This window comes from Compostibacter hankyongensis (genome assembly GCF_039541075.1).
Taxonomy (GTDB): Bacteria; Bacteroidota; Bacteroidia; order Chitinophagales; family Chitinophagaceae; genus Compostibacter; species Compostibacter hankyongensis.
Genome location: NZ_BAABFN010000004.1, coordinates 96,188 through 108,987, shown reverse-complemented (window position 1 = coordinate 108,987; position 12,800 = coordinate 96,188). Strand labels below are relative to the sequence as shown.

At 55.5% G+C, this 12,800-nt stretch carries 10 protein-coding genes; 2 read left to right on the top strand and 8 right to left on the bottom strand.

The annotated features are described in order from the left end of the window. Positions 1-17: 17 nt before the first annotated feature. The 6 genes from ABD851_RS09490 to ABD851_RS09465 form a co-directional block, all read right to left on the bottom strand. Positions 18-356, bottom strand: coding sequence for a peptidylprolyl isomerase (locus ABD851_RS09490; protein WP_344978553.1), 339 nt, complete (start codon positions 354-356; stop codon positions 18-20). A gap of 10 nt (positions 357-366) precedes the next feature. Further along, on the bottom strand, positions 367-2,988 hold the full coding sequence (locus ABD851_RS09485) for a GH116 family glycosyl hydrolase (protein ID WP_344978551.1): 2,622 nt from the start codon (positions 2,986-2,988) through the stop codon (positions 367-369). Positions 2,989-3,034: 46 nt separating this feature from the next. Beyond that, positions 3,035-4,279, bottom strand: a complete 1,245-nt coding sequence (locus ABD851_RS09480; protein ID WP_344978549.1) for a DUF6786 family protein — start codon at positions 4,277-4,279, stop codon at positions 3,035-3,037. Positions 4,280-4,289: 10 nt separating this feature from the next. Further along, positions 4,290-5,456, bottom strand: coding sequence for a glycoside hydrolase family 172 protein (locus ABD851_RS09475; RefSeq protein ID WP_344978547.1), 1,167 nt, complete (start codon positions 5,454-5,456; stop codon positions 4,290-4,292). Between the two features lie 46 nt (positions 5,457-5,502). Beyond that, positions 5,503-6,363, bottom strand: a complete 861-nt coding sequence (locus ABD851_RS09470; RefSeq protein WP_344978545.1) for a fumarylacetoacetate hydrolase family protein — start codon at positions 6,361-6,363, stop codon at positions 5,503-5,505. Positions 6,364-6,572: 209 nt separating this feature from the next. Further along, positions 6,573-8,231 carry a UxaA family hydrolase gene (locus ABD851_RS09465; protein ID WP_344978543.1) on the bottom strand — a complete coding sequence of 553 codons (1,659 nt, stop codon included), beginning with the start codon at positions 8,229-8,231 and terminating at the stop codon, positions 6,573-6,575. A 171-nt stretch (positions 8,232-8,402) separates the two neighbouring features. Here ABD851_RS09465 and ABD851_RS09460 point away from each other — a divergent pair, with 171 nt between their 5' ends. Both ABD851_RS09460 and ABD851_RS09455 read left to right on the top strand, forming a co-directional pair. Continuing rightward, a complete protein-coding gene (locus tag ABD851_RS09460) occupies positions 8,403-9,287 on the top strand; it encodes an AraC family transcriptional regulator (protein ID WP_344978540.1) in 885 nt (294 codons plus the stop codon). Between the two features lie 77 nt (positions 9,288-9,364). Further along, positions 9,365-10,405 (top strand): 2-oxoacid:ferredoxin oxidoreductase subunit beta, encoded by a 1,041-nt coding sequence (locus ABD851_RS09455; protein WP_344978538.1) that lies wholly within the window; start codon positions 9,365-9,367, stop codon positions 10,403-10,405. A 106-nt stretch (positions 10,406-10,511) separates the two neighbouring features. Here ABD851_RS09455 and ABD851_RS09450 read toward each other — a convergent pair whose 3' ends face one another. Then, positions 10,512-11,150, bottom strand: coding sequence for a LysE family translocator (locus tag ABD851_RS09450; RefSeq protein ID WP_344978536.1), 639 nt, complete (start codon positions 11,148-11,150; stop codon positions 10,512-10,514). 50 nt (positions 11,151-11,200) lie between these two features. Beyond that, a complete protein-coding gene (locus ABD851_RS09445) occupies positions 11,201-12,736 on the bottom strand; it encodes a GH3 family acyl-acid amido synthetase (protein ID WP_344978533.1) in 1,536 nt (511 codons plus the stop codon). Positions 12,737-12,800 lie beyond the last annotated feature (64 nt).

Genomic DNA, 12,800 nt, shown 5'->3' with positions numbered 1-12,800 from the left:
GGCATATGAAGTAAATCTCAGCACTGGCAGTCCGGTCCGCACAGGGGATATGTGCCCGGCAACGCAGGACCGCCATGCTCCACCTCTTCGGGTGTGGCTGCCCGTACCGAGGCTACCGTCACCTCAAAATAAAGATCGTCATCCGGCCCTTCCCCGCCGGGATCCCGGGGAAGAAAGATAGCAGTATGCCCGCCCGGCTCCAGGCCGGCCAGCGCCGACTCCAGCACCGGTAAAATATTCCCCGCCCCGTGCAGGTAGCTGACGGGCTCCCCTTTCATGATATCTTCCAGCACTTCGCCCCGGCTGTTTTTCATGTTATAGCGTATGGCTACGATGGTATGATCGGCTATCTGCATGTCACGAGGTTCAGGTGGCAGCCAGCGTGGTTTTTCTATCGCCGATAAACACTTCTTTCACCGGTATGCTACCATAGGCTACCTGGAGGGAAGGACGGCCGTTTTTGAAGCTGACGGTGCCGAAGCCCGTAGCTGTGGAAAGGAAGGCGGTAAAATCGCCGGTGCCGTTATGCAGGTGCAGGCTCTGGTCCACCGCATCGTAGCGCAGCCCGGTCAATCCCTGTATCATGCCATAGCTGGACATGGCACGGGCATACCAGCTTCCGCATTCATATTCGTTAAAAGGATTCCGCACGCGCCCGTCATAGCGGTCGCGGCAGGCCCGTACAATCTCCAGACCTTCCTTCACCTGTCCCATCAGCATCAGGTGCGAAGCCACCTGGTATTCGATGCCGGTCCATACCTCGTCGCTGTATACAAAGGGCAGGGAAAGCATGCCGCCTTTGGGCCAGGTGCACAGCAGCAGTCCTCCTTCGTTGCCCAGGGCATAACCGGGGCGTTGCGGGTTGGCATGGTCGCTGAGGTCTTCCTTCAGGTTGTATTTGTGCACCGCCAGCAGGTGACTTTTTACTTTTCCGGGATCCACAGGCGTCTGCAGTCCGCACATGGCTGCGATCCAGACGCCCAGCACACCGTCGGCCAGACAGCCGGTTCCGTACTGGTATTTGGGTCCTTCCTGCTTCAGTATACGCAGGGCCTCATCGGAATATTTTGTGTTGAACGACTTTTCATGTGCAGGGTCGGGAGCATTAAGCCCTGTAAAGGTGATCCGCTGTATAAAATATTCACCGTTATACAGCTCCTGCTCCATATATTGCTTACCGGCCGCATACAGCTTTTGATAGGTGGAAACGTCCTCGTTCAGAAAACGGCCCATCTCCGAAATGGCGGTCAGCGCACCCAGGTAGAAGCTGGTGCACATACCGTCCGGCCCCCAGAATTCGATATCGTAGGTATTGTGATGCGGTTCCTCTACCACTCCCTTGTGCCGCGGGTCCCACGTTTTTATACAGTAGTCCATGCTCTTCCGGACCAGGGGAAATATCTTCCGCAGCCAGGTATGGTCGGCGCTGACGCGCCAATCCCGGTATACCTTCATGATACCGCCCAGCTGTCCGTCAGCGGCAGCATGGAAGTCGTGCTTCACTGCCCGGATGGGCAGCGCCGCCCTGAAATTCTGATGCCCTTCGGCATTCTGATCCTCGCAGAACTCGGTATTGCGGAGCGTTCTTTCCAGAGAAGGAAAAAGATGGGGAACGGCCTGGGCATAGTTCCACACATGGGTACAAGATCCTTCGCAACAGCCGCCGTTGTCACCGCAACCTTCAAAGCTCCACAGCCGCCCGTCGTACTGGCGCAGGACGGTAGGCGATTTCAGGATACTCAGGTTGGCAGCTATGGCCTCGGTAACTTCCGGCGGAAGGCTGCTGGCATAAAAGGCCTTTTCAAAAAGAGCACTGTTTTTATAAAGCGTGCCATAATTATCCTTCCAGTAACGAACCACCTCGGCGACATCCCCGAAGCGGCTGCTATACCAAGGCTTGTAATGGGAGGTCGGATTTTTTTTACCGGCATAGCCCAGCTCGGAAGATAAGTCGCAGTCATCCGCATCGCCTGTCTCCGGTTTCACATCCGGACCCAGGTGCAGATCGGAATCGGGAACATACCAGGCCATCATCAGCCGGATGGTCTTTACCGCGCCGGGGCGGAGCCGAAACGGTACAAACAGGGAAGCGCCCGGCGCATCTGCCGGAACGGGCGCATGCTGTTTGGTATTACCGCTCTTGATGGTATTCCAGGCCATGGTCAGCGGATCCCACCAGCCGCCGCGGAACCAGCAATGATCTACGACGGTAGCGGCATCGTCGGTGAAGATGGCAAAATCACCTTTCAGAAAAGGCTTTTTGTCACTACCGGCTTCAGACAGCACAAAACCGCGCTCCATGGCCTTTATGGCATTCTTGCCACCCTCCTCGGCCATAAAGTTGCGTGCATTGTAGGAAAAGACCGCTTCCGCTTCCTGCTTTCCCTTGTTGGTAAACCGGTATTCAAAGACCGCTACCGGGAGACTGGAATTATCTTCGTCGGTCGGTATAAACGGGCTCCAGCCTTTCAGCTCCACTTCGAAGGGTATATCATCATCGGCAAGCTGAATGACGCCAAAAGGAAAACGGGTGGTAAAAGTAGCTTTGCCAAAACGGGGAAGTCCGTAGGTAGCGCCGGCATCGCCGTTCCCCGATCCGGGCTTGCCGAATTTTTTCCAGCCCGGAACCGGGCCTTCGATCACCTTTACCCCCCGGGGTTGTCCTTTTACGGCAAGCGCCGCAAACATGCCCGGCTCGTTAAACATCGCCGGATGATGACGGACAGACATGTGAGAAACAGCGCCGGTACCTTCGAGACAAAACATCCCGGCGCCCATGCCGCCGAGAGGAAAGGCAAGGCGGTTCAGGTACGCGCCTGTATAATCGCCGTTGTACTGCCGTTCTCCCTCCGCCGGGAGGAATCGACCCTTATCCGCTTTCGGGGGAGCGGCAGAGCGTTCAAGCATGGAAGAAGGAGTAACGGCAACACCTATACTCCCCAAGGTCAGTTTTTTCAGAAACGATCGGCGGTTGTCTTCCTGGGTCATGGGTATACGGTTGTTTGGTATATAACAGGGTTATCCTTCGCGGGCCTTACTGATCGCCAAAGGTATTTTCGATCCGCTGCAGGGAGGCGCCCAGCACCTGCTCCGCGATGCGGTTCAGCGCAGCCTTGTCGCCTGTGAAATGAAATACGCTGTGGCGGTGGGAAAGCGATGCGCCGGCATCCAGCGCTGCCGCGGGGGACACGCTTTCCATTTCATAAAACGGCCCCATCTGGCTGCCGTCTTCCAGCGGACCGTCGTTATAGGCATTTACGGCATCTCCGCTGAAAACAGGTTTGTCGGTATTCCATTCCTGGTTCAGGTATTTGCCGGTAGAGTCCATATCAAAATGGATAATGGTAAGCACATTGCTTTCCGGGTCATAGCTGCCGGCCACTGTTTTTGCCCGGCCGGGCGGAACGCCCAGCTTACCCCGCGACTTGCCGTCTGCTTTCAGAAACAACACCCCGTTGTCGTATTTCAGCCGGTCGGGAGGGATCTGGCCGAAATAGTCCGCCGTGGCCACCGGGGTTTTATGATCTTCAGGATGCCGATAAGGCACTGCAATCACCGTCCGGGGCGCCGGACGGAACATATCCAGTATCCAGATGCAGGGCATGCCGGTTTCGGCGGTCCAGGCTTTGTTGCCCGTATTGGTGATGGTATTATCGGTCTGGTAGCCGACGGCCTTTACCGAATCTCCCAGCTGTATGCTTAGCTGACTTTCTGCGGAAGGCCGGTCCAGCAGGGTGATCTTACGGTTTACAGAAAGGTTGAGGGTAGCGCCCGCATAATTCTGCAGCTGCATATCTTTTTTCATGGATACCGACTGCCCGCTTTTCTCCGATACTTCCCAGGGGTCAGTATCCACCGCAGCCGGCGTGACCCAGTTGTCGTACACCATCTTGGCACCGGGCTTGAAGAAAAGCGAATACTTGCCCCCTTCCGGCCCCAGCCAGAGACGGTTTTCCCCGCCATAAGCGTTCATATGCGCATCTTTCGGACCGGTAAAGGCTTTGTAATTCACCCACCCGAAGCTTCTTCCCCCAGGCCCTTCGGCAGTAGAGGTAAAGACCTTGGCCTGGTATTTCGGGGAAACGATCACGCCGGCCATGCCGGAGCCGTCCTTCAGCACGATGACGCTGTCGTGCTGCTGCAGAAAGGTCACATCGTACCCAAAGGTACCTTCGGGAAAGCTTTCCCCGGTATTGCTTTCGGTACCCTGACGGGGATGGTTACACGCCAGCGTGGCCAGCAGGGCCGTAGCCATGATAAAGCTTCTTTTTTTATACATGCGTTTTTTTTTAAAGTACTTCCAGTTCATCCTTTGAAGGCAGCTTCGGGAAGGGAGCATGCGGCTCGCTCTGGTACCAGAACACCACGCTGCTGATGTCTGAATGCTGCGGCTGATAACGGCCGCCGCTGCGCCATCCCAGGTCCTGTATGGTCACCTTCAGCCCGTCTGTAAAGCGGACCGGGTCCATGATATGCCAGCGGTAGAGACCGAAACGGGGCATGGCATTATAATGACCGTCGCTGCGGATCACCTGCGGCAATCCGGCATAAGCCGTGCTGAAAGGCGTATACTCCCGGCTCATGGTGCCATTCGGGCGTTCCTGATCGGTATCGAAATCGTAGGAGCCGCAGAAATAGTCTTCCGTGCCCGTGCCGGCAATGGTCGGAAACTTGGAGTCGCCGTCTATATAAAACTTGATCTCGCCTTCACCCCACCAGCCGTTGTTGTGCACACCCCAGGCCAGGTAGGTCCCCACATACTGTCCTTTGCCCTTTATGCCGTCTACCAGCGTATGCAGCGATCCCTGGGTAGGATTGCTGCGGCGGAACTGGGCGTGGAAGTAGGCTGCATCGTCGGGCACATCGGTGAGCGTATAGTCGACCTGGTAATAAAGGGTCATCGGCTCGGTATTGATGTTTTCCATGGTGATGCGGCATTTTTTCCGGAAGGGCATGGTCCAGTAACAGTTAAAGGCGCTGCCCGGGTTTACGCATACCGCCAGCGAGTTTACCGGCGCATACTTTCCCCAGCCCATGCAAAAGAAATCACCCACGGGAACTTCCACGGAGGGTTCCTTTTCATCGTCCCAGTAGATGCGCAGGATGGAATAGCGCCAGTTGCCCGTCGGCGTCATCCAGATATGCTGTATGGCGCCGGGTCCGCTCACATCGGCGAGGGTATAGGTTTGTCCCGGCGCTATATGAACATAAGGATTCACCTTCCAGCCCTGGCCCAGATCGCGCGCGGCATTTTTTGCCGTACCGTTCTCCAGGGTAGCCATACCGCCCTTGCCGGGCTCTCCGGTATGATTTTCCGGGCTGATGGAGCGGGTTTTGGCGTCGGAAAGACGGTACAGGTTACCCATATTCATGTCAAGCCCGTTAAACTTGCCGGGCTTTTGCGCAAAGGCGCCCGCAGAGATGATCAGAAAAGCGAGGAATAGCAGTTTCTTCATAGTGGTTGGTTTTGTGATATGCGTCATTTGATCCAATATACAAAAATTACGGTTGCTGCGCCGGATACATCTCCACCCGGTTTACCAGGGTGCCGATATCGTCGATTGTTATTTCCACACGATCGCCGGGCTGCAGGGTAAAGCTGTCTTCGGGCACCAGGCAGGTGCCGGTCATCAGGAAGCTGCCGGCGGGAAAACCACTGGCTTTGTAGAGCCATCCGGCCAGCTCGGGCAGGGTACGCTTCATCCGGCTGAGCGTTACGCTGTCTTTATAACAAACCTCCTCTTTCCGGAGGATGGTCATCGTAATGCAGGTATCGGGGGAGATCGGTTCTCCGGGCACAAACAAACATGGCCCGAGGGCGGCGCTCCGCTCATATACCTTGGCCTGAGGCAGGTACAGCGGATTTTCACCTTCGATGCTGCGGGAGCTCATGTCGTTGCCGACCGTATACCCCTGGATGCTGCCGGCAGCATTTATAAACAGGGTAAGCTCCGGCTCGGGGACGTTCCAGGAAGAGTCCTGACGGATGTATACGGGCTGTTCCGGACCGGACACGCGATGGGGCAGCGCCTTGAAAAACAGCTCCGGCCGCTCCGCTTCATACACCTTGTCGTAAAAACCTGCTCCGCCCGTTTCTTTTGACTCTTCCATCCGTGCATCACGGCTACGCATATACGTAACTCCGGCAGCCCAGACCTCCTGGCTCCCGATGGGGGGAAGCAGGGTTTTAAGATAACGCGTCTCAGCCTCTTCTGCAGAGAGCTCTGCCGCTTCCTTCTTCTTACCGGCCAGGTAGGGATGGAGCCCTTCGCGGTTGATGAGCTCGTCCCAGCTTTCCTGCAGCCGGTAATAGCTGTTGTCATCCTGAAGCAGAATGCCGGCGGTGGTGTTGTATAGTTTCATGTTTCGGGTTTCTGATTTGACGTTTCTGATTTTAAATTTAATTTGTCTAAGGTCTAAAGTTGATCTGCCTGGAACAAAACCTTACTTTAACCATTGAGCCATATGCAGTCTGAGATTTCTGATGTCCAATGTTACTTTGCCTGAAATGGACCTTTTACCTTTTACCTTTTACCTTTCACCTTTCACCTTTCACCTTTCACCTTTCACCTCTATAAAGAAATGCCCCGTTTCCATGGGATAAAATCGTCATGGCCGTTTGCGGTAGCCTTCGCCTTTGCTTCTCCCCCGGCCACCTTGATGATGGACTCGAGTATCTGTTCTCCCACCTCCTCAATGGTCGACTCGCCGCGGATGACGGCGCCGGCATCGATATCGATGATATCGTTCATCTTCTCAAACAAGCGGGTATTGGAAGATACCTTCAGCACGGGAGCTACCGGGTTGCCGGTGGGCGTGCCCAGCCCGGTGGTAAATACGACGATGCTGGCGCCGGCACCTACTTCCGCCGTGGTGGATTCGATATCGCTGCCCGGAGTGCACAGGAGGGTAAGCCCCTTTTTCCGCACCTTCTCCGGATAATCCAGCACATCGGTCACGGGAGAAGTACCTCCTTTTTTTGCCGCGCCGGCCGATTTGATAGCATCGGTGATCAGCCCGTCGCGCACATTTCCGGCAGAGGGGTTGGAATCAAACCCCGACCCTACGGCCCGCGCGCGCTCCTGGTAGCGCGTCATCAGCTCCATAAACCGGCCTGCAGTCGCTTCGTCCACGCAGCGGTCGCTCAGCTCCTGCTCCACGCCGCAGAGCTCGGGAAATTCCGAGAGGATGACGCTTCCGCCCAACGCCACCAGCAGGTCGGAGGCATAACCCAGCGCGGGGTTGGCCGATATTCCCGAAAAGCCGTCGGACCCGCCGCATTCCAGCCCGAGACAGAGCCGGTCGAGCGGCGCCGGCCGGCGGACGCATTCGTTGGCCTGCATCAGCCCGGCAAAGGTTTGCTTCACCGCTTCCCTGAGCAGCACCGTTTCATTCCCGACGGCCTGCTGCTCGAGGATATACAGCGGTTTGGAAAACTGCCTATCCCGCCGGTCGATCTCTTCTTTTAAAAGCGATATCTGGGCATTCTGGCAGCCCAGACTCAACACGGTGGCGCCGGCCACGTTGGGATGGGTAATATAGCCGGCCAGCAGTCCGCAGAGGGCCCGGGTATCGTCGCGTACCCCGCCGCAACCGAGGGTATGGGTAAGCAGCTTGACACCGTCCACATTGGGAAAAACCTTTTCTGCTACCGCCGCGGCCGTCGTTTCCCCGCCGCTGCCGGCACCCAATATGTCTTCCACCGTTTTCCCCGCCCTGTACATACCGGCCAGCTGCCGCACCTGTTCCTGCGCGGGCGAGAGATGAAGCGCATAGCCCAGCTCTTTTACAAAAGCTTCCGCCAGCACCTGCACATTCCTGTTCTCGCAGAAAACGAGCGGTATCAGCAGCCAGTAGTTGGCGGTACCCACCGATCCGTCGGCGCGGTGAAAGCCCATAAAAGTCCGGTCCTTCCATTTCGTCACATCCGGTACCTGCCAGTCGGTTTTTCGCTCGCCCAGCCCATAGCCTCCCGAGGCATGTTTTACGTTTTTCACCGTAAGCAGGCCGCCCTTTGGTATGGGATGCAGCACCCTGCCCACCAGGACGCCGTACATCGTCACAGCGTCTCCTTCCTTCAGCGCGGTGACGGCAAACTTGTGCTTTACGGGTACGGGCTCCGTCAGCGTGCAGCTCCGCCCGTTGACGTCTATCGTTTCCCCGGCAGGCAGATCGGTCAGGGCCACCATGACGTTGTCCCGGGGATGTATACAAATCGCTTTCGTGTTCATGTTTTTTTGCTCATTTCTGGTCCTGCGGCATACCTTCGCAGACCCGTCACAAAGGAAATGCTTTACAGCGCAGCCGGATTTCAAATAATTGGCCGATACTGATACTATATTGGCAATGCTTTTTTTATTCTCCCCGGCCTGACGTATCTTCAATTACGGAAACGGAAGACCATGAAACCGATCCTCAGAAAGGTAGATACCGGATACAACTATTCCTTCAGCATCAGGGAGGATATTTACCCTTATTTGTACAACCGCTGGCATTATCATCCCGAAATGGAGCTGACGCTGATCCGCAAGGGCAGCGGCACCCGGCTGGTGGGCGACAGCATGGAACCTTTTGCCGACGGAGACCTCATCCTGCTGGGCCCCAATCTGCCGCATATGTGGAGAAGCGATGCGCAGTATTTCCAGGGAACCCCCGGCCTGCATATTGAAGCGATCGCCATCCATTTTAAGCCGGATTTCTGGGGCAACGGATTTCTGCAGCTGCCCGAGCTGAAACGGGTGCGGGAGCTGCTGGAAAAGTCGGCCCAGGGCATTCGCATCACCGGCAGGACCCGGCAGGAAATCAGCACGCTGATGGAGGTGATCCTGAAAGCCGGGGATGTCAAAAGAATATCGCTGCTGCTCAATATGCTGGAGCTGATCGCCCAGTCCAAATCCTGCACCCTCCTTTCCCATATCGGCTTTACCCGCTCCTACAACCCCGAAAATACCGATAATATCAGCGCCATTTATAATTATACACTGGATCATTTTCAGCAAAAGATAGGCATCCGGGATGTGGCCGCGCTGGTGAATATCAGTCCCCATTCCTTCTGCCGGTATTTCAAATCGAGAACGCTGAAAACTTACTGGCAATTTCTGCTGGAGGTCCGGATCGGCCATGCCTGTAAGCTGCTGATAGAAAATAAATTGAGCATATCACAGATATGTTATACATGCGGATTCAACAACCTCTCCAATTTCAACCGGCAGTTCCGCATGCTGACGGGGATGACGCCCACGCAGTACCTGAAGACTTATATGGCGGGCCTGATCCCGAGCGAATAGCCGCTTCTTCAAACTCCCCTTGTTCCTACCCCGATATTCAATAACTTTGCATACTTATTTTACAAGAGGATAAAGCCATGGAGACAGCAACAATTGCCCCGCAGACGCTAACGGCCAAGGATTTTGCCACCGACCAGGAAGTACGCTGGTGTCCGGGATGCGGGGATTATTCCATATTGAAACAGGTACAGACGGTGATGCCTCAGCTGGGCATTCCCCGGGAAAATATCGTCATCATCTCCGGGATCGGGTGTTCCTCCCGCTTCCCTTATTATATGAATACGTACGGGATGCATTCGATCCACGGCCGGGCAGCCGCCATTGCCTCCGGGCTGAAGGCTACGCGTCCGGAGCTGAGCGTATGGATGGTCAGCGGGGACGGGGACAGCCTGTCGATCGGGGGAAACCACCTGATCCATGCCCTGCGCCGCAATTTCGATATCAACATCCTGCTGTTCAATAACCAGATCTATGGCCTGACCAAAGGCCAGTATTCCCCTACCTCCGAGGAGAAGAAGGTGACCAAGTCTACCCCCTACGGGAGCATCGATCACCCCTTTAACCCGGCGGCCCTGGCCCTTGGCGCCGACGCCACCTTTGTGGCCCGCAGCATGGACCGCGATCCCAAGCATCTGCAGGAAATGCTCAAGCGGAGCCATGGCCATCGCGGCGCTTCGCTGCTCGAGATCTACCAGAACTGTAATATCTTCAACGACGGCGCCTTTGCCGTTTATACCGAAAAGGGCAGCAAGCCGGAAGAGGCCTTGTTCCTGGAACAAGGTCAGCCGCTGATCTTTGGCGCCGGGCGGGACAAAGGGATAAAGCTGGACGGCTTCAGGCCGGTGGTCGTTTCCCTGAACGAAGGCCACAGCGCCGACGACCTTTGGATCCACGACGAGCAGGATTTTTACAAGGCGCAGGTACTTACCCGGCTGTTTGACGACGCAAGTCAGCCCGGGCATCTGCCCCGTCCCTTTGGCGTGTTTTATGCAAGCGAGCGCCCCACTTATGAAGAGCTGATGGGAGCACAGATTACGGCAGTCCAGACACAGAAGCCCGCCGACCTGGACGCCTTGCTGGCCGGCCGGGAAACCTGGACGATCGCAGCGGAAGGTTAGAGGCAAAAGGAGAAAGGTAAAAGGCATTTTTGTTTAAAGTTCAAAGTCTAAGGTTCCATTTCAGACACATAAACTTTAGACTTTAGACCTGCAACCTTAGACTTTCTCAGTGTCCCAGCTTTCCCACGCGGAACACGACGGCATAGAGGAGAATTCCGCCGAAGACCAGCATGCTCACCGCGGCGATGCGATTCAGCCAGCGCACCGTACCCAGCGTAAGCCGGTGCCTGATCTTATCGGCGAGGAACACCTTAGCGATATCCGCCGACAGCACAAAGGCCAGGCAGGTGCCAAAAAGCACCAGACGGTAATCCAGCTCAAGGGCGCTGTTGGCCGTACATATCCCCAGCCAGAACAATACCACCGCCGGATTGAGGGTATTCATAAGGTAGCCCGAAAGCCATACTTTGGCATAATCCCGTTTCCGGGTGAGCACAGGGCGATCCTCCCCTGCACGGATCCGTAATTTTTTGAAAAATAAGCCGTACAGCCCCATTCCGATCAGCACGATGCCGCCGACTATCCCGATCGTGCGGGTCATCTCACCAAGCTCATAAATAAAGGAAGAAGCCACATTGCCCAGCACCACAAACATGGTATCGCTGCAGGAAACGCCGATGGCGAAGCAAAGGCCGGCGCGGAATCCGCTGTTAACGCTGTATTTGATAATGGCAAAAATGACCGGCCCTACCGAAAGGGATAAAAAAATGCCTAATCCTAAACCTCCTATAAAAGCTGCAGTCATTCCTCTAAAACGGTCTAAATAATGATTAGTTGCCCGTTGAAAGCGGAAATTTAAAGAAATTTCTCCTCACGGAGAAAGTCCTCCCACTGTTTCAGCAGACCGTTTTTGAGGACGCGGGGAAATTTATTCATGGCACCTTCCCGGCCATTACAGCGCAGGTAACGGATAAAAGCTTCCTGGGGAAGCAGGGTTACAAAGACTGCCTTCAGGGCCGATATACGTTCCACGGCATAGTCGTCGTTGAGCTCGCAAAGCGTCTGGTCCAGCAGCCGCTGCACTTCCCGGGGATCGGCATCCGGCTGGTCCGTACCGATATACCAATGATGGGCAAACAGGTTTTCATACGGCATACCGCCTACGGTAAACTCCCGGATGGTGATCCCCATCTTTTTGGCCACCGTCTCGATGGCCCGGTTCATGTTGTCTACGGACAGATGCTCCCCGCAAAGGCTGAGAAACTGCTTCGTGCGGCCGGTAATGACGATCTCATGCTCTTTTACGGAGGTGAACCTGATCACATCCCCCAGCAGATAACGCCAGGCGCCTGCACAGGTGGTTAGTACCACGGCATAGGCCACATCTTCCACCACCTCATGGATCATATAGGCCCTGGGATCGGCGCGCAGCTCACCTTCCGCATCGAAATTCTCGTCATTAAAGGGTATAAATTCATAGAAGATGCCGGCATTGAGCACCAGCTTGATACCTTTGGTATCGGGCCGTGCCTGAAAGCCAAAAGAGCCTTCCGAAGCCATATAGGTTTCGATATAGGTGATGGGCTTCCCCAGCAGCCGCTTAAAGCTTTCACGGTAGGGCTCAAAGGACACGCCCCCGTGAATATAGATGGCCAGATTGGGCCATATATCGTGGATATGGGCTACTTTATGGTATTTGATGATTTCCTCGAACACGATCTGCACCCAGGCCGGAACGCCGCATACGGTAGCCACATCCCACTGCGGGGCTTTGCGGACGATGAGACGGATCCGCTGCTCCCAGTCGGCGCGGTGCGAGATCTTTCCGCCGGGCTTATAAAAATAGCGGAACCAGCGGGGGATGTTCTTTGCGCTGATACCGCTCATATCGCCTTCGTAATAATTGCCCCGGTTGTGCAGATCCGTCGTGCCCCCCAGCATCAGGATGCCTTTCTCAAAAGACTTGTGGGGAATGGGGAAATTCACCATGGAGAACAGCTGCTTCACGCCTACCTTACGGATGGTGCGGAGCATATCCCGGGTCACGGGGATGTGCTTGCTGGCCGATTCGGAGGTGCCCGAGCTGAGCGCAAAATAATTTACCTTTCCGGGCCAGGTAATATTTTCTTCCCCGTCGAGGCAGCGGTGCCACCACTCCCTGTTCATACGGTTATAGGAATGTACCGGCACAGCGTCCCGGAAGCGGGACAGCCAGTCCGGGGATTCGAGCAGGTCGGGGAAACGGTAGTGCAGACCGAATTCGGTATACCTTGCCTTAAAGAGCAGACGATGCAACACCTGTCGTTGGTAGGCCCTCGGGGTTCCCCTTGGCACCGTAACCTGTTTGCGGATGCGCAGGGCACGGCTGATCAGCGTTCCGAATATCGGCATGGATTTCTACTGTAATTATGCTTTGGCAGCGCAAAGTTACTGATTTAAAACAAATCGGCCGGAT

Coding starts and splice junctions, on each gene's coding strand:
- ABD851_RS09490 (WP_344978553.1), bottom strand. CDS start 356: ATGCAGATAGCCGATCATACCATCGTAGCCATACGCTATAACATGAAA.
- ABD851_RS09485 (WP_344978551.1), bottom strand. CDS start 2,988: ATGACCCAGGAAGACAACCGCCGATCGTTTCTGAAAAAACTGACCTTG.
- ABD851_RS09480 (WP_344978549.1), bottom strand. CDS start 4,279: ATGTATAAAAAAAGAAGCTTTATCATGGCTACGGCCCTGCTGGCCACG.
- ABD851_RS09475 (WP_344978547.1), bottom strand. CDS start 5,456: ATGAAGAAACTGCTATTCCTCGCTTTTCTGATCATCTCTGCGGGCGCC.
- ABD851_RS09470 (WP_344978545.1), bottom strand. CDS start 6,363: ATGAAACTATACAACACCACCGCCGGCATTCTGCTTCAGGATGACAAC.
- ABD851_RS09465 (WP_344978543.1), bottom strand. CDS start 8,231: ATGAACACGAAAGCGATTTGTATACATCCCCGGGACAACGTCATGGTG.
- ABD851_RS09460 (WP_344978540.1), top strand. CDS start 8,403: ATGAAACCGATCCTCAGAAAGGTAGATACCGGATACAACTATTCCTTC.
- ABD851_RS09455 (WP_344978538.1), top strand. CDS start 9,365: ATGGAGACAGCAACAATTGCCCCGCAGACGCTAACGGCCAAGGATTTT.
- ABD851_RS09450 (WP_344978536.1), bottom strand. CDS start 11,150: ATGACTGCAGCTTTTATAGGAGGTTTAGGATTAGGCATTTTTTTATCC.
- ABD851_RS09445 (WP_344978533.1), bottom strand. CDS start 12,736: ATGCCGATATTCGGAACGCTGATCAGCCGTGCCCTGCGCATCCGCAAA.